General features: G+C 57.0%; 17 protein-coding genes. 7 read left to right on the top strand and 10 right to left on the bottom strand.

The features are described 5' to 3' along the window. Positions 1-813: 813 nt before the first annotated feature. From BN871_RS11000 to BN871_RS10985, 4 genes are all read right to left on the bottom strand, one after another. Entirely contained in the window at positions 814-1356 is a 543-nt protein-coding gene (locus BN871_RS11000; protein WP_049867351.1) for a GNAT family N-acetyltransferase, read from the bottom strand. 76 nt (positions 1357-1432) lie between these two features. Further along, entirely contained in the window at positions 1433-1816 is a 384-nt protein-coding gene (locus tag BN871_RS10995) for a VOC family protein (protein ID WP_048745964.1), read from the bottom strand. A gap of 331 nt (positions 1817-2147) precedes the next feature. Further along, a complete protein-coding gene (locus tag BN871_RS10990; RefSeq protein ID WP_021877284.1) occupies positions 2148-3227 on the bottom strand; it encodes a polysaccharide deacetylase family protein in 1080 nt (359 codons plus the stop codon). Between the two features lie 48 nt (positions 3228-3275). Continuing rightward, positions 3276-4349 carry a glycoside hydrolase family 11 protein gene (locus BN871_RS10985; RefSeq protein ID WP_048745963.1) on the bottom strand — a complete coding sequence of 358 codons (1074 nt, stop codon included), beginning with the start codon at positions 4347-4349 and terminating at the stop codon, positions 3276-3278. A 363-nt stretch (positions 4350-4712) separates the two neighbouring features. Here BN871_RS10985 and BN871_RS10980 point away from each other — a divergent pair, with 363 nt between their 5' ends. Together BN871_RS10980 and BN871_RS10975 are read left to right on the top strand one after the other, a co-directional pair. Then, positions 4713-5180: a hypothetical protein gene (locus BN871_RS10980; RefSeq protein ID WP_048745962.1), complete on the top strand. Its 468-nt coding sequence runs from the start codon at positions 4713-4715 to the stop codon at positions 5178-5180. Between the two features lie 133 nt (positions 5181-5313). Continuing rightward, positions 5314-6126 (top strand): protein kinase domain-containing protein, encoded by an 813-nt coding sequence (locus tag BN871_RS10975; protein ID WP_048745960.1) that lies wholly within the window; start codon positions 5314-5316, stop codon positions 6124-6126. 91 nt (positions 6127-6217) lie between these two features. Here BN871_RS10975 and BN871_RS26785 read toward each other — a convergent pair whose 3' ends face one another. The 3 genes from BN871_RS26785 to BN871_RS10965 all read right to left on the bottom strand — a co-directional run bounded on the left by BN871_RS26785 (position 6218) and on the right by BN871_RS10965 (position 8031). Beyond that, on the bottom strand, positions 6218-6406 hold the full coding sequence (locus tag BN871_RS26785; RefSeq protein WP_021877289.1) for a hypothetical protein: 189 nt from the start codon (positions 6404-6406) through the stop codon (positions 6218-6220). A gap of 75 nt (positions 6407-6481) precedes the next feature. Beyond that, a complete protein-coding gene (locus tag BN871_RS10970; protein ID WP_048745959.1) occupies positions 6482-7279 on the bottom strand; it encodes a sugar phosphate isomerase/epimerase in 798 nt (265 codons plus the stop codon). Between the two features lie 14 nt (positions 7280-7293). Then, positions 7294-8031 (bottom strand): phytanoyl-CoA dioxygenase family protein, encoded by a 738-nt coding sequence (locus BN871_RS10965; protein ID WP_048745987.1) that lies wholly within the window; start codon positions 8029-8031, stop codon positions 7294-7296. Positions 8032-8188: 157 nt separating this feature from the next. Here BN871_RS10965 and BN871_RS10960 point away from each other — a divergent pair, with 157 nt between their 5' ends. Further along, positions 8189-9034, top strand: coding sequence for an AraC family transcriptional regulator (locus BN871_RS10960; RefSeq protein ID WP_048745957.1), 846 nt, complete (start codon positions 8189-8191; stop codon positions 9032-9034). On the opposite strand, the gene BN871_RS10955 is transcribed toward BN871_RS10960, so the two are convergent. After that, positions 9031-9807, bottom strand: a complete 777-nt coding sequence (locus BN871_RS10955) for a phytanoyl-CoA dioxygenase family protein (protein WP_021877292.1) — start codon at positions 9805-9807, stop codon at positions 9031-9033. The genes BN871_RS10960 and BN871_RS10955 overlap by 4 nt on opposite strands. A 138-nt stretch (positions 9808-9945) precedes the next feature. Here BN871_RS10955 and BN871_RS10950 point away from each other — a divergent pair, with 138 nt between their 5' ends. Next, a complete protein-coding gene (locus BN871_RS10950) occupies positions 9946-10833 on the top strand; it encodes an AraC family transcriptional regulator (RefSeq protein WP_048745955.1) in 888 nt (295 codons plus the stop codon). Positions 10834-10906: 73 nt separating this feature from the next. Here the strand turns inward: BN871_RS10950 and BN871_RS10945 are convergent, their stop codons facing one another. Together BN871_RS10945 and BN871_RS10940 are read right to left on the bottom strand one after the other, a co-directional pair. Then, positions 10907-11377 carry a helix-turn-helix domain-containing protein gene (locus BN871_RS10945; protein ID WP_048745953.1) on the bottom strand — a complete coding sequence of 157 codons (471 nt, stop codon included), beginning with the start codon at positions 11375-11377 and terminating at the stop codon, positions 10907-10909. Between the two features lie 15 nt (positions 11378-11392). Beyond that, positions 11393-11788: a cupin domain-containing protein gene (locus BN871_RS10940; RefSeq protein ID WP_048745952.1), complete on the bottom strand. Its 396-nt coding sequence runs from the start codon at positions 11786-11788 to the stop codon at positions 11393-11395. A gap of 145 nt (positions 11789-11933) precedes the next feature. Between BN871_RS10940 and BN871_RS10935 the strand changes: the two genes are divergently transcribed. From BN871_RS10935 to BN871_RS10925, 3 genes are all read left to right on the top strand, one after another. After that, on the top strand, positions 11934-14564 hold the full coding sequence (locus BN871_RS10935) for a family 78 glycoside hydrolase catalytic domain (RefSeq protein WP_053086969.1): 2631 nt from the start codon (positions 11934-11936) through the stop codon (positions 14562-14564). Next, a complete protein-coding gene (locus tag BN871_RS10930) occupies positions 14558-15166 on the top strand; it encodes an S-layer homology domain-containing protein (RefSeq protein ID WP_048745950.1) in 609 nt (202 codons plus the stop codon). Before BN871_RS10935 ends, BN871_RS10930 begins: the two co-directional genes overlap by 7 nt. 89 nt (positions 15167-15255) lie before the next feature. Then, positions 15256-16614, top strand: a 1359-nt coding sequence (locus tag BN871_RS10925; RefSeq protein ID WP_048745948.1) for a hypothetical protein, incomplete at its 3' end; no start/stop codon positions are given.

Genomic DNA, 16614 nt, shown 5'->3' with positions numbered 1-16614 from the left:
CTTGCGCTGCGGGAAAGGCGAGCGGCGGAGTTGGGCGTCAAACGCCTTGTTCAAGGAAATGATCCCACAAAAGCAAGAGCCGTTCTGTTAAATTGCGGACGGAAACGGTTAACGCCGCTGCTTGACTTGGAGTTAACTAGGAGATCGGATCCCATAAAGGTGAGATTGTGTTGAGTCTGTTTTTGATATGTCGTTTTATAGAATGAAACGGAAAATTCATCGAAGTGAAGTATGAGTGGGATAGAGTGAGGATTGGTAACTTATTTATTGATGAATCCCAAAACAATTCATATTTTGTGTAACAATATATCTAAATGGCTGATACACAAGGAGTTGAGCTGATTTTGAGACATATGTACAAAATACGAGTTTTGTGAATAACTTCATTAAAATGAGGCTAGACTTCATCTTGTTTAGTGCTTCAATTGATTCCATGCACTGTGTTCCCAATACTCCAATTGGTTTCATGCACATCAGTTTTAATCGTGTCTTTGACTTCCTATAACTCTTCAAAATGCCTGTGATGCGCATGACATGACCAATATCAGACTACGATCCTAAGCGATTCAGCAAATCGCACAAGACCTCGCGGGCATCCAGATCGCGGCTCGCAAAAAAAATGTCTGGCATTGCATTATCGATATTTCATGTGAATATATACTGATGGAATTTTTATCATTAAAAAAAATAACCGCGCTTGGCGCGGTTTTGTGTTATACCATTGCAATCCGTTCTGGAGTTCGAATTTTTCGGAAATTTTTGAAAACGTTCCCAATTAAAGAGCCATCCGATAGGCATTAAAAATGATTAGTCCTAAACATCCCCGGACGGATTGATAATAGCCAGTACCTGATGGTCCTCCCATACCCCGTTGATCTTCAGATTGCTGCGGGAAATGCCTTCTTTGTGGAAGCCGGCTTTTTCAAGCACACGAATCGATCCGGGATTCCGGGGGGAGACTTCCCCGACGATGCGGTGGAACTTCAGCTCTTCAAAGGCATAACGAACCACCTGCATGACGGCCTCCGTCATATAGCCTTTGCCATTATAAGCCTGATCCAGGCTATATCCGATCATGCAGCTCTGCAGCGGTCCCCGCGCCACAAAAGTAAGCCCCGCACTGCCGATAATTCGGTCATCCTCTTTGCTGCAGATGACAAATTCGTATTTACGATCCTCCGTCATATCAATCTTGCTCTTTTTGATCGCTTGGAGCTGATGCTCTTCCGTATAGTACTCATCCTTGTTGCTTGGAGAGAATCTTTCAAAGAACTCCCGATTGCGCTTGTAAAGCTCAGACAAATCGCGGGCGTCGGCTTCTTCGGGAAACCGGACGTATACTTGCTGCTCCGACATCTGCACCATCCCTATTTATGATAATATATAGTTCATTATATCACGGGATGAATTTTCGATTATACCGTGAGTCGAATCAAGAACCGTAAGCGGCGTCGAACTCAATGATGTTGTGGTCCGGATCGAGTACGAATATTTGCGAGAATCCCGCCAGGCTGCCTGGCCTCGCTTCATAAGGAATTCCCTTTGCCTCCAATTCCGCGATCGTATTCGCGAAGCTTTTCACCCAAACGGCAAAATGCCCGTCGATCGTATCGATCGGCCCCTGCCGCAGCGTCTCTCCTAGAGGGTTCTCCAGCAGATGAAGCTGCTGTGTGCCGACCGCGTACCAAACGCCCTTGGAATCGAACGGAGGCCGCTCGAGCTGCGTGAAACCCAGGAGTCCGGAATAAAACTTGTGCGCCTGCTCCAAATTCCGGACAGAAAGGCTGACATGATGCAAATACTCATACTCAAACATGGACATGCCTCCTTATGGCCTCTTCTCGCCCAATTGGCGTGACATGGCCGACTAGTATAACAATCATTTCTCCACGGCGACAACGATTTCCTTCGACTGTTCCTTCATGAGCTTTGGAGCATGTCGAATGGCTTGAACGCATCCCCTTCTGCCCGTCAGGCTCACCGGCGCTCTTATGCGCCATGATCATGAAAAAATCCCGGCGAAAGAGCTCGCCGGGACGGTTATCCAGGATGACAATCATTTCTTTGCGGCAACCCGCCGCAAGAGGCGCAAAACTTCAGCTCATGATCTGAACTTATTCATTCCTTACATGATATTTCATGCCTCATTAATTGATCTCCAAGTAGTCCAAGTAAACATCCCATGTTCCGTTGTCGGTTGTGCACACGAGCTGAATTTCTTGGTTTCCGGTTCCATGGCTGACGTTGTTCAGCGTATAGACGGCGGGGCTGCTGCCTCCGAAGTAGAAGCTCCCCTTCGTCACGCCGCCGATCTTCAAGTCGACTCGAGCCATCGCAGAATTGCTCGAAGCTCCGCGGAGAGAGAAAGTGTGGGTACCGGTCGTGAAATTCTGCGTGTATTTCACCAAATCATTGTTGGCATATAAGGCGACGCCGGTGAAAGGCGAGCTGATCGTCGAGGTGTACTGCCCCCCTTTGGTCATATTCTCTGCTTCCATCTTGGTCGCTGTGCCGGGTGTTCCGCCTCCGCCTCCGCTGCCGCCATCCGGCGCGACCGCCCTGCCGGTGCTCGTCGAGATCATGCCGGAGCATAGGCCGCGGCTCTGCAGATTCTGTGCGATTTGCGGAATGGCTTGAATGGTCGTCTGGTACTGGTCATGCATCAGGATCACATCGCCGTTCTGCAGCCTGCCCGCAGCCGCCACGATTTGGGCCGTCGTCGCGCCGTTCCAATCCTGGGAATCGACGTTCCAGATGACTTCGGTTAGTCCATTCTGGGCTTCAATGGATTTCAACGTCGCATTGGTTTCTCCGTACGGCGGGCGGAACAGCTTCGGAGCCGTTCCCGTAATCGACTGGATTGTCTGCTGCGTACTCGCAATTTCCGTCGACATCTGCGCGCTGCTCAGCTGCGTCATATGCGGATGGGACCAGGAATGGTTGCCGATCCACATGCCTGCCGCCTGCTGGTCGCGGACGAGGGACGGGTTGTTTTGAGCATTCTGGCCAAGGTTGAACATCGTCGCCCGCAGGCCATTTTGCTTCAGCGTGTTCAGAAGCGTCGCGGTGTTGCTTGGATTCGGGCCATCATCGAACGTCAAGCCGACATAGCCGTTCGTGCAGCTGGCGGCAAAAGCTTCAGTGCCTGATATCGCCAACGAACCCGTGAACAAAAATACGACAAGCGTCCCGATCGCGGCCCACTTTCCTGCTTTGGCTTTGATCATGAACTCTCCACCTCCCGAGTTTAAATGAGCCGTCCGGTTGTTCGGATCTCAATTGATTTCCAAGTAATCCAGGTATGCATCCCATGTCCCATCATCGGAGGTGCAGACGAGCTGGATTTCTTGATTCCCGGTTCCATGGCTGACATTGCTGATTGTATAGACCGCAGGACTGCTGCCTCCGAAGTAGAAGGTTCCCTTCGTCACGCCGCCGATCTTCAAGTCGACCTTGGCCATATTGGAGTTGCTCGAAGCGCCGCGGAGAGAGAAGCTGTGGGTGCCGGTCGTGAAATTCTGCGTGTACTTCACCAGATCATTATTGGCGTACAAGGCGACTCCGTTGAACGGGGAACTGATTGCCGAGGTGTATTGTCCGCCTTTCGTCATCGACTCGGCTTCTGTTTTGGCCGCTGTGCCAGGAGTTCCGCCTCCACCGCCTCCGCCGATCGTCAGCGTGTGGCTCGTAATATCCGCGCTTCCGCTGCTTTGGTAGCCTTCGATGGTAAGCGCGACTTCGTACATCTTGCCCATCGGCATGCCTAAGCTTTCCCATTTTTTGAAATGCTCGCTGACGGAAATCGTGCCGCCTGTGCGTTTCGTCTGGCGGACGCTCCAATACTGCTTGAACGTTGCCGTACCGATTATGGACGGCTGGTTGACCCGGGTCGTCTCGTAGATGTCATAGGTTCCCCCGTCAACGGAGAAGGTGCCCTTGAAGGTGCCGGTCGGACGATAAGTCCCCCAGTTGTCGACGATGTAATATTCCACGAGCGGATCCTTCGTCCATCCATATACGCACAGATAAGAATTGCCGCCGGGATTGAACGTAGCGTTGTAGGTGATGGAAATGTTGCCCAGCTGGGAGTATGTTTTGGTCGAGTCGAATTTCTTTCCTTTGCGGAACAGGGCGTTGTTGATGTTGCTCCACTGGGCGCTGAACGTGCCTCCGCTATTGAGCGTCATGCTCGTATTGCCGGAATCCTTCCACAGTTCATAGTCATACCCGTCCTGGGTGCCCGTCTGGTTCGAAGTGATCGTTGTGGCCGCTTCTGCGATCCCTGCAGGCAAGGCAAGCACGAAGCAGATGAACATCGCGAATAGGAATTTCACCGATCTTGGTTTCATCATTCATTCCTCCTCCATTAGATAACGAGCAAGTTAGTATGACCTGGATGCCATGCAGACCGCACGGGCCTCCGCTCTCACCCCCTTTCATGTTTTATTGTAAGCGGTTACAATAACAATCTTATCAAAGTTATTCTACATTTATCACTTAGAAAACCTTAGACGATACCCCAAAAAGCTTAGCCTTTTGAGATGGGTTTGTTTTATGTTGATTGTCTCTTAAATGCTTTCTTTACCTGGATATGGAGTCTATTGACACTAAACAGGCTGCCATTTCTTGAATAAGGATCATTCAGCAGGCCGTGCTGCCCATTAAATCCTTTGAATAGGCGGGTACATAGGAACGCGGGGCAGCATCGACATATGTTGAAAAAAATGGACTCATGGGGTGATGGTGTGGCCAAATCCAATCCGAATACCTCTTGGATCGACGAATTTTCCTCCTTGGATTTAGCTAAAATTGGACTCACATTAAACGTGATCGGAGACATATTCGGCTATTTCTCGATCCTCAAGGGAGAAGAGGAACTTAAAAGCCTCGCTGAAGAGAAAAAAATAGTGAGACCTTGCCCCGCATTCAGTGTGATGAATGCGGGCGGAATAAATAAAGCCGCTCGGTACGGGGATGGGGCCGTCGATGAGATTCAGATCGAGGAACTACAAAGTCCGGAAAAGCTTGATTCGCCTCCTGTTAGGACGACAGACGGTTCAGCGGTGTTCGTTCAGATGTGGCATATGATTGTCGCCTTGGACAGAGATTCATTCGTACCGCCGACGACCTCTCCAATGATTGGTATGCCCCCATTCCTGCCGCCTGCATCACGCGCCTGAAAGAAATGAATACATCCTCCAGATTAATCGTATTGCTGTTAAAGCAATCGAAGCCGACAAATACAATCAAAGAAATGAATGCGGCACCAGCCGAATTCATTGAGCTAGTTGGCAATTGGATGAGGAGATAGAAATGAACCTAATCGAATATGTGAAAGGTTTTTATCAAGCCTGGATAGATTATCCCCTACAGGAAGGCGATGTCATTGCAGACCGATACCGCATTGTCGAGCTGCTCGGCATCGGGAGCTACGGCTTGACCTACCGCTGCCTGGATCTGCAGCGGGGACAAGAAGCGGCGATGAAGCAAGCCAAGCCGAGCAAGGGAGAGGTCGGCCGGGAGCTGCTGCGGCGGGAGATGAAGGTGCTGGACAAGCTGCGCCATCCGTCCATTCCGCGCGCCTGGGATTTGCTCGTCGATAGGAACCAGCTCTATATGGCAAGCGAGTTTGCCGGAGGACAGACGGTGGAGGAGCTGATCTTCGAGCGGGGCAGCCTGTTCTCGGAAAGAGAAGCTTTGGATTTCATCAGCAGGCTGACGGATATTGTCGCTTATGTCCACCGGCAAGGATATGTGCATCTCGATATCCGCATCCCTAATGTCATTGCCGGCAAAAATCGGATTCATCTGATTGATTTCGGCTTGGCCAGGCGGATCGGCGAAGCTGCGTCGCCGGAGCCGCCTTTCCGGTCGGGCACCAGGCTGGCTCAAGATGCCGAACCCGCATCCGATCTGTCGGATATAGGCCATTTGCTGCTGTTCATGCTGTACTCAAGCTATCATCCGACGAAGATGGCCGACACGGGATGGGAGCATGAGCTGGATATGACTTCTGCAACTCGGCAGCTTCTTCGCAGACTTCTGCAAATTGAAGCTCCTTATGAGGATATAGATGCCTTCATGCGCGATCTGGAGCAATGTCGGACGGCGCATTCGGAACAATAAAAGCCAACCGATATACGGTTGGCTCGGGCATCAGAATGAAGCTTGCAGGGGCTTCATCCTGATGCAGATGCAGTGTAGATGCACATTACAGTCAGCTGGAGCTTCTTTTACGGCTTTTGTAATAGCTGTGTCCGTTGTTTTTATGTCCATACGCGCGATCGGATGAGCTGAGCCGGCTGTGGCCGTAATGCTTTTTACCGCTGCTGGAGCTGTACCGATGGCGTCCATGCTTGGAATGCTGGGCCGATCCTAACAGTTTAGTAATAAAACGTTTGATCATGTCTTCATTCCTCCTTTGGATTTATCGGTACTACGCGCTTTCAGCAGCGTGGTTCCAAAATGCAACGCGTCCTCTTCAGGAAGACGGATACGTTTCTCTGATCCAGCCTGCCATCCAATCGTTGACTTCACGGAGATCCGCTACCGGCTGACGCGTGAACGGAAGCGACGGCATATAACCGACCGGTCCGAATTCAGGCGTTACCGTCGCCACGGCTGCGCCGCTGCGCTCTCTTCCGGCTAGAACAGCATCCCACCAACACTTGAAGGCTTGAAGAACATCCTTGTTTTCGGGTGCGGCGGGATGGGCGACCTGAGGGCCTTCCGGGTGGCCGAGCCTGGCATGGATATGCACCGTCCGTTCGATGGCAAGCCGCAAGTCCTCCTCGAACTCCTCGAGCATCGTTTCGGTTACGCAGCACCAATGGCTGAAATCCGCCGTGATGGATAGATCCGGCAGTTCCCTTAGGAGAGCCGACGTATTCCAGGGCGTGAACATGGCTCTGGAGCGATGCGTCTCATGACCGACTGTGATGCCGATCGAGCGCTCCACCTTGAGCGCGCCTTCGAAGAATAGAAGCTGCTCCCAAAAGGGCATGAAGTCTCTGGCGCTATGGGAAACAATAAGCACCGGATCAAAGGCAGCGGCGCGTTCCGCCTGGGCGGCGAACGAGGTCGCGTGATCCCCGGATGTGACGATCTGGGCAATATAGGACAACCTGTGTGCAGCGAGCTGCTCCTTGAATTCCCTCTCCAGATTAAGAGGCGGCAATGGCGCCTCGATTCCCGCATAACCCTCCCTCGCTGCCCGCTTCATCAGCTCCGAATAGGTTCCTTCCATCCCCCACAACGCCTGGAAGAGCTTGATTTGCATTCCAGCTTCACTCCTTATTCGTTTACGAAATGGCTGCCGCCAATATTCCTGCCCCTTGCCAGCCATATTTTGAAGCCCGGATTTTTATCGGGGTATACTACCGCTTCCGTCGAAAAATACCGCATCGTATATCCGCATCTGCGGAACTCGCTCCTGTTCGCTGCCGCCCCGTGGATGATCCGGGAATCGTGCAAGGAGCATTCTCCCGGTTCCAGCTCGAAATAAACGGCCTTCGACTCGTCCACGTTTTTGATTTGGGTGGAGAACGTATTCTTGGTCCCGTCAATAGCTTCATAGTCCGAAAATCCGTTGCCATGGGTGCCTGGCAGCACCCGCATGCAGCCGTTCTCCTTCGAGCTTCGGTCTATGGCCAGCCATACGGTTACGATTTTGTCGAAAGAGCTCAATCTGCCTTTCCAGTAAGCGGAGTCTTCATGCCATGGAGTCGCCCGGCCGACATAGGGGTCTTTGCAGATGAAGTGGCTGGACCACAGTCCGATGTTGGGGCCGATGATCGGCTCGACAAGATCGAGGACTTCATCGCTGAGCAGGAAGTCGAGCAGCCGCTCGTCGCGGAAATGAGGCGTGTCCAGCTCGTCGGACAGCTTGCTTCCTTTCATGGCGAGCTGCTCCTCGAAAATATCCGTCAACGTACGCATTTTTTCGGCGCTGAACAGCGGCTTTTTATGAAGCAAATACCCGCGCTCCCCGTATGACTCGACTTCTTCTTGGTTCAATATCGTAGATTCCATGTCGATGACTTCCTCCCTTGAGCTGGCTTCGAGCTTATTGTAGCTCTGCCTCCCTCTGGGCCTCTCCTCCTCGCTTACGGAATGATACGCATATCTTCCGGTCTTCCCGCTCTTCCGGTATAATCCGGATAAATGAAACGAAGGAGCTGATCCCTTCATGGAACTGAAGGAGCATCCGGATCGCTTGACGATCGACGAGTACATGGCGGAATCGTCCCATTGCCTGTTCCGGCAGGAGCTCGATACGCCATGCCATCTGCACTGGCACGAGTTTTACGAGCTGACCTATGTCCGCTCCGGCAACGGCGTCAACCGTGTCAACGGAACGGACATCCCGATCGGCGAGGGAACGCTGTTCCTACTGACTCCGGCCGATTTTCACGAAATTCGTCCCTTGGAAGCGTCTACGCTCAAGATCTACAATTTGATCTTCAAGGAATCGATGATTTCGGAGGAAATCCGGACGCTTCTATTCAACGGGCGCATGCTGTCGCCCATGCTGATGAAGCTTGAAGATCGGCGGGCTGGAGAGCTGTTCGCCATCCTGGATGAGGAGAACAGCCGCAGCAGCAGGACCGGAGAGCTGATCGTGCGGAACCTTCTGGGATGTCTGCTGCTGATGCTGTGCCGGGACGAGAAGGACGCGATCAGAGGCGAAGCTTCCGCAGCTCCCTTGCACCCCAGCATTCAGCAGGCTCTGTTCTATCTCCAGCATCGTTTCCGCGAGCCGTTGACGCTCAGCCAGGCTGCCAAGGCTGCAAGCCTCTCGCCCAATTATTTCAGCGAATGCTTCCGCCAGCAGCTCGGCGTCAGCTTCCAGCAGCATCTGCTCGACCTGCGCCTCGAATTTTCCCGGTCGCTGCTGCAGGCATCCTCCCTGCCCGTATCCGAGATCTGTTATGCTTCGGGCTTCAATACGCTGACTCATTTCGAGAAAATGTACAAGCGCAAATATGGGCATCCGCCCAGCCGAAGCCGTCGTGTACAGGTTGCGGGAGCCTAACCCTTGATGCTGAAGTCCGGCTTCGCCTTGTCGAACCGCGGATTGCCTCCGCATACCATAAGACCCGAGCCCCAGTCGATATGGACATTTTCCGTCGGATAATCGGAAGCATCCTTGTATTGGAACAGCACGTTCCGCCTCGTGCGCTCGCTGCGGTTGGCATCCGAGCCGTGGATCGTCAGGTAGTTGAAGAACAGCACATCTCCCGCCTCCGCAGGACATGGCAGTCCGTCCGATATCGGATATTCCTTGTGGTTCAAATAGTAAGAGCCGACATGAGGCAGGCCGCCTTGCGTGTGCGAGCCCGGTACGACCCTCAGGCAGCCGTTCTTCTCGTCCGCCATGTCCAGGTGCACGCTTGCCGCCAGCATGGAATGCTTTTCATGAGGGAAGTAGGGATAATCCTGATGCATAGGGAAGGCAGCCCCGTTTTCCGGCGGCTTGACGAGCATTTTCGAATGGTGAAGCTGGACGTCGGGTCCGATGAGCTGCGACAGGATCGCTGTCATATTGGGGTGCACGACTGCCCGCGTGAAGCAGGCCTCATGGTAATGGACATCGTGGAAACCTTTGAGCACCAGCTTCTTCAGCTCCGCCGGCGGCAGGAAGTCGCCTTGCCAGGCGGAGTTTTCGTCCCGCTCGGCCTGGGCGGCGCGCTGGATGATCCGCTCCACCGCCCCGCGCATCTCCTCCACTTCCGCCTGGCCGAATACTCCTTTGACGAGCAGATACCCGTTTTCTTTGTAAAAATCCACATCGTGCTGACCGATCATGCATGCTCCTCCTTATAAGTAAAGATTGATTTCAAGCGGTTCTTGCTTATAATCATAGTCAAAGTCCCGATGGACGTCTTTGCGAATAGACGTCTGGTTTTTGCACGTTGACGCCAACATTTACTGGAGGACAAGCCGATGTACCGATATCAGGCAAGCGATGTCATGCTGAACAGCCGGATCATGGAAGCGATCCATCCGAATGCCCGCTTTGTCATCTACTATTGGGGAGTCGACGAGCGGCTGCACAGCAATCCGGTTCACAAGCATTCCTTTTTCGAGGCCTGCTATGTGCTCGGAGGGAAGGGGACGTATACGGACAATGGAAGGCCATACCTTCTTCAGAGCGGGACTCTGTTCCTTTCCCGTCCCGGCGTCGCCCATCAGATTGTTACGGAAGACGGCCTCAGCCTTCTGTTTGTCGCTTTTGAGCCCGATGAAGCGAAGACGGATCCGGAAATTCTCGCCGCATTCCGTGCTCTGGCCGAAGCAGAGAGAGTCTGGGTGGAAGACGGCTCCCGGACGCCGACCGCGCTGCTCTGGGAATCTCTCCTGCTCCGCGAAGAGAACGCGTACAATCTCCCCGGAGCAGCGGTTGCGCCAGCCGCTTCCGCACTTCTGCTGTCTTTCCTTGCGCTGTTCGGAGAGCCGGCAGCCGCGCCAAAACCCGGCATCCCGCGCGACAACATGATTTTGCGCCGGGCCAAGCTGTACATCCGGGACAATCTGTCGAAGCCTCTCTCGCTGCCCGAGATGGCGGCGATGCTCAATGTGTCCGAACGCCATCTGTCGAGGCTGTTCTCAGGCGGCATTCATGAGAGCTTCACCGGTTATATCCGCCGGGAGCGCGTGCGCGAGGCGGCACGCCTGCTGAACGAATCCGAGCTGCCGATCAAAGAGATTTCCGAGATGGCCGGCTTTTCTTCCGTCCACTATTTCTCCCGCACGTTCACGTCCATGATGCATGTCCCGCCGGGCGTATTCCGCCGACAGGCGCGTCCGCCCCATTCTGCGCATGCCGAATAAGCCGTTTCCTTCATCGGAAGCGGCTTGTCTTTCGGCTCGTAGCGGTCCTATTTACCTGCGGAGTTGAACGGGGCTATCGCTGCACCCGGTACTCCCGCGGAGTCAGCCCCGTATGCCGGCGGAACAGGACCGAGAAGAAGCTGCGGTCCTGGTAGCCGCATGCCTCCGCGACCCGCTCGACGCCCATTGAGGTGCTGCGGAGCAAACGGCATGCTTCACGAATGCGCAGCTCCTGCACGAAGCGGCTGAGAGGCTTGCCGGCCGCTTCGGCGAACAGACGGTGGAAATGCCGGACACTGAGTCCCGCCTCGCCGGCAAGCTCCTCCGCCCGGAACGGGATGCAAGGATCGCTGCGCAGCTTCCGGATAACGGCTTCGATTCCGGGGCGGCTCCCGCTCTCCCGGCAATAGCTTTTTGTTGTTCCACGGCAATGCTCCTCCAGCTCCGCCAGCAGAAGGATGAACAGAGCATGCAGTCTTGCCGTTCCTCCCGGCCGTTGACTCCCGGAGCACTTCCAGTCCTTCCTCCATGATGCGGCGGACAACCCCCCTGTCATCCTTCAGCCGGAACCATTCCGGTGAGCCGGGCAGCAGATTGAGCGCCTCCGGGCCGACTGCAGCTCGTCCAGGCCGGGGAAGCTGCTCAGGGCTGCTTCCGCCTGTCCGGGAACAAGGATAAAGTTGCCGATCAGGAGCGGAAACCGGGAGGATGTCGATCGGGGCCGGAACACATGAGGGGTTCCGAGCGGAAGGACAAAGACATCCCCGGCTTGCACATCCATGGAATGCTCCCCGACGTAATGCACTCCCGTTCCCTCCATCACCAGACAAATCTCCGTGAATTCATGCCGGTGCAGCTGCAGCTCGAACGATTCCGATACCCGGTTGACATAGTAAGGGCGGTTGTCGTCGAAGAACAGATGCGCCGGCGTGACCGCAACCGACTGCTGCGCCATCCGAATCCCTCCTTTTTGTCAGGATAACCAACCGATTTGGCCTGATCAACCCCTTTTCTACAAATGCCTGCGCTTACAATAAGAAAAAGACAACGCCATCAAGGCCATGCTTGGCCATCCCAGCCCGAAAGGAAGCGGAGCAATCATGACCGAGCGCACCTGGCAAGCCCAATGGATTTGGGGAGGCTTGGAAGCGAGTCCGCGGAACGAATGGCGCTGCTTCCGCCGCAGCTTCGACCATCCTCTCTCTGCAGAGAAGGAAGCCGCCCTTCACATCAGCGCCGACTCCCGCTACGTCCTCTATGTGAACGGCGCCTTGACCGGCCGCGGGCCGGTGAGGTGTTGGCCGGAGGAGCAGTCCTACGACAGCTACGATATCGGCCGCCTGCTGAAGCCCGGCCAACGCAACGCGATTGCCGTGCTTGTGCTCCACTTCGGCATCTCGAACTTCTGCTATGTGCGCGGGCAAGGCGGTCTCATTGCGGAGCTCGAAACCCCCTCAGGGATCAGCCTGCCTACCGGCGGGGACTGGGAAACCGCCCTGCTCGGAGGCCAGCTGCCCAGCTCGCCGCGGATGTCCTGCCAGCAGGCATTCGCCGAAGTCATCGATGCCGGCGGGCAGGACGAAGGCTGGACGACGGGAGCATCCCGGCTCATGGACTGGTCGCCTGCGGCGGCTGTCTGCGCTGCCGGAGAAGGACCCTGGAAAAAGCTCGTATCCCGCGACATCCCGTTCTTGACGGAAGAGAAGCGATATCCATCCCGTATTGCCGGGCTGAGCCGCGTCAAGCCTCCTGCCTTCATGGCTGCCATCGATCTGCGGACAATCATGGTTCCGGACAGTGCCGGCCACGCCAACCCTGTCAGCTATTGCGGATATCTGGCCTCTGTGCTCCAGCTGGAGGACAAGGGCCGTGTCACGATCGGTTTTCCCGGAGGAGCTCGGCCCGGGGGCATTGTCGTGGACGGCGTCTCCATCGATGCGTACCGGGGCGTCCAGCCGGAACGCTATTACGATCTGGAGCTTGCCGCCGGCCCCCATACGCTGCTTATCGACGTTACCTCCGGCGACCACGGAAGCAGCTTCCATCTTGGCGTGGATGCGGATGTGCCGTTCGCTCTTGCGGCTCCGGCGCAAGCGCCTGGAGGAGAGCGGCGCCATCCCGCTTCTGCTGCGCGATTACCGGAAATGACCTTCCCGACGGCTCCTTTTGCCGCAATCGGACCGTTCGACGCCGTCAAGCATGTCGATCACCGAGCCGGCAGAGAGCTCGATACCGATCATCCGCTCTATGCGCGCCTGAAGGGAGGCAAGGTCTCTATGGACGATCCCGATCTGAGAGGCTGGCTTCGCCGCATCGATCCCAGCCTGATTACCGGGCAGGATGCCTTCGGGCTCAGCGTCTGGCAGCGCGAGCATGAGCGGCTGGCCGTGCCGGCCTCGCTTCAGAACGCCGTGCTGGCCGTGCCGGAGCCGGCCGAGCTGCCGCTGTTTCCCGGCTGGGACTGCGAGCTTGTCGTCGATCTCGGCGAGCAGCGCTCCGGCTTCATCGGATTCGAGCTGGATGCTGCGGCAGGAACGGTCGTGGATATTTACGGCATCGAGCATATCCAGCATGACTTCAGGCAGCATACGTACGGACTGGACAACACGCTGCGCTACATATGCCGCGAGGGCAGGCAGAGCTATTTGTCCCCCGTCCGGCGGGGCTGCCGCTACTTGATCCTGACCGTAAGATCGGCAGACCGTCCCGTTCTGCTGCAGGAGATTCATATCCTCCAAAGCTCTTATCCCGCAGCCGACAACGGCAGCTTCCGCTGCTCGGATGCCCTTCTGAACGAGATCTGGCGCATCAGCCGCAGGACGACGAGGCTGTGCATGGAAGATACGTTCGTCGATTGCCCTTCGTACGAGCAGGTGTTCTGGGTAGGCGACGCGCGCAGCGAGGCGCTGGTCAACTACTATGTCTTCGGAGCGACCGAGATCGTGAAGCGCTGCCTGAAGCTGGTTCCGGGCTCCGCCTCCGATACGCCGCTGTATTTGGACCAGGTGCCGAGCGGCTGGAGCAGCGTCATTCCCAACTGGACGTTCTTCTGGATCATCGCCTGCGAGGAGTTCGTGGAGCATACGGGAGACTTGGAGTTCGCCCGCGGAATCCTGCCGCATATCCTCCGGACGATCGAAGCCTATTCCTCCCACATTGACAGCTCAGGACTGCTGAACATGCGGGGCTGGAACCTGCTCGACTGGGCTCCGATCGACCAGCCCGGCGAAGGCATCGTCACCCATCAGAACCTGTTCATGATCAAGGCGCTTCGCCAGGCGGCCCGGCTGGCCGAAACCGCGGGCGAATCCGGCACGGCCCATCATTGGCTGGAGCAGGCGTCGTCCCTGCAGGCCGCTGTCAACGAGAGCCTCTGGGATGAGCGGCAGCAGGCCTATCTGGATTGCATCCATGCCGACGGCAGGCGGTCATCCGTATTCAGCATGCAGACTCAAGTCGCTGCCTACCTGTGCGAGGCGGCTGACGGAGAGCGCCTGGCCGCTCTGGAGCAATACCTGGCGGAGCCGCCGGCTGAGTGGGTCCAGATCGGAAGCCCGTTCATAAGCTTCTTCTATTATGAGGCGCTCTCCAAGCTGGGCCGCCATGAGCTCATGCTGGACGACATCCGCCTTCACTATGGCCGGATGCTGGAGCATGGCGCGACGACCTGCTGGGAGATSCGCTGCCATGGAAGCCGGCTGCGGGCGGATCGGCCGCAGAGGTCGTGCTGACCGGCTCCGGCAGCCTCTATTATGCAAGCAACAGCAAGACGTTCCAGGATGTAGCGCCGCTGTTCTGGGCGGCGGACACGATCCGGCAGGCCTCGGCGAGAATGCTCGTCTTCGGCCAGTCGGCGGCTAAGTTCGCTCCGAACGCCAAGGTGACGCGGGCGGAATATCCGACGATCCTGCTCCGTTCGGCCGGTTACATGACCGAGCCCGCGGCAGCGGCCCGCTTCGGAGACGTGCCGGCGGACAGCTGGTACGCACGGACGGTCGCCGTCGCGACCGGCCTCGGCCTCACCAGCGGCAAGAGTCCGGACCGGTACGATCCGGGCGCGGCTCTGACCCGCCTGGAGGCGATGGTCATGGCCGGCAGGCTGATGGCGATCGCCCGGCCGGGCAAGGAGCTGGGCGAGGAAGAAACCGCCCGCGTGCTGAACGCCTTCGGTGATGCCAAAGCGATTCCTGCTTGGGCTCGGGCACCGCTGGCGGCAGCCGTGCAGGCAGGACTCATTCAAGGCATCGACGGCAGCATTTCCCCGAACGAGCCGCTCACGCGCAGCCAGGCGGCTGCGATCGCGGTCCGGGTGAACGACTGGATGAAATCATAATCGGCCGCAGCAGACGGCAGGCCCGCATCATGCTCCAAGCGTGATGCGGGTTGTCTGCTAAGGACGGGAAAATAGGCGGGGGGCAGGACATGAAGGCAGCAAAAAGAAAACCGGCCTGGAAAGCGGCCGCGCTCGGAGCGGTTTTGCTCGCGGGCGCGCTTGGCGGCACGGCCATGATGGTCAGGGCCGGCGCCCAGACCTGGTCGGGCTCGGCGGATACGAGCTGGTTCGATTCGACGTATACCACATTCAAGATCGACACGCCGGCCAAGCTGGCGGGAATCGCCAAGCTCGTCAACGAGGATGACGGCGTCGACGGCCTCAAGGGCAAAATTCTGGAAGTGGACCACAGCCTGGATCTGTCCGCATACGATTGGGTGCCGATCGGCACCGAGAGCCACCCGTTCAAAGGCACGCTCATCGCCAAGGATGGAGCGAAGTTCGGCATCTCCGGCATGCGCGTCCCATCCTCCATCCCTTACCAGGGGCTGGTCGGCAACATGGAGGGAGGCACGGTCGGCGGCTTCCGCTTCGAGGCGGACGGCTACATCGGCCTCTCCACCGTGTCCGGCAACGTGTATGCCGGCGCGGCGGTCGGCAGGATGGCGGGCTACAGCATCGTCTACGACATCGAGAACGAAATCGGCATCGGGGCCAAAAGCCTCGCGGGCACCGCATATGCGGGCGGCATCGTCGGCTCGGCCGAGGGCCAGGTGGCGAATGTGTCCAACGATGCCGCGGTCGCGACCGAAGGCTCGGCCTACGCTGGCGGGCTGATCGGATACGTATCGTCCGGCAGCCTGCAGATGAAGACGGCGCATAACGAAGGACCGGTCACGGCCGGCGGTGGCGGAGTCATCTATGCAGGCGGCCTTGCCGGCTATACGGCCGGAATTCTGACGATGAACGACCAGAATACGGTCATCGCGAATACCGCTCCCGTCCAGGTTACGGCGGGAAGCATCGTTCATGCCGGCGGCTTCTCCGGCGGCTTCGGCGCTCCTGTCCTGTTCTCCGGCCAGACGGCGGCCAGCGGCTCCGTCACGGTGACGGCTCCGGATGCGGCGGAGGTATACGCCGGAGGTCTGACGGGCTTGATCGACGGGGCGCTGCCTGAGGTGACGATGGCGCTGCCGGCGACGGGAGCAGTCAACGTCCATGCGGGCGGAACCGTCCATGCCGGAGGCATCGCGGGCCATGTCGGCCCGATGCTTTCGTGGTCCAAGGGGTATGCGCAGTCGGCGGCAGTCGAGGCAGAGGGCGGCGGCGACGTCTATGCGGGCGGTCTGTTCGGCTCCGCAGCCAGCGGACTTCAGCTGGTGGAAGCCTCGCCCCGCGCGTTCTCGTCGAGCGGCGACATTCATGTCCTCGGCGGCGGCAAGGTGCGCGCCGGAGGCATCGTCGGCGAGCTCGGCGGCGGCCTGCTGGGCCAGGCCGGCTTCAAGGGC

The sequence above is a fragment of the Paenibacillus sp. P22 genome (genome assembly GCF_000469945.2).
Classification (GTDB): Bacteria; Bacillota; Bacilli; order Paenibacillales; family Paenibacillaceae; genus Paenibacillus_O; species Paenibacillus_O humicus.
Note: the sequence above shows the minus strand (reverse complement) of the source record. Positions and strands in the feature narration are given on the sequence as shown.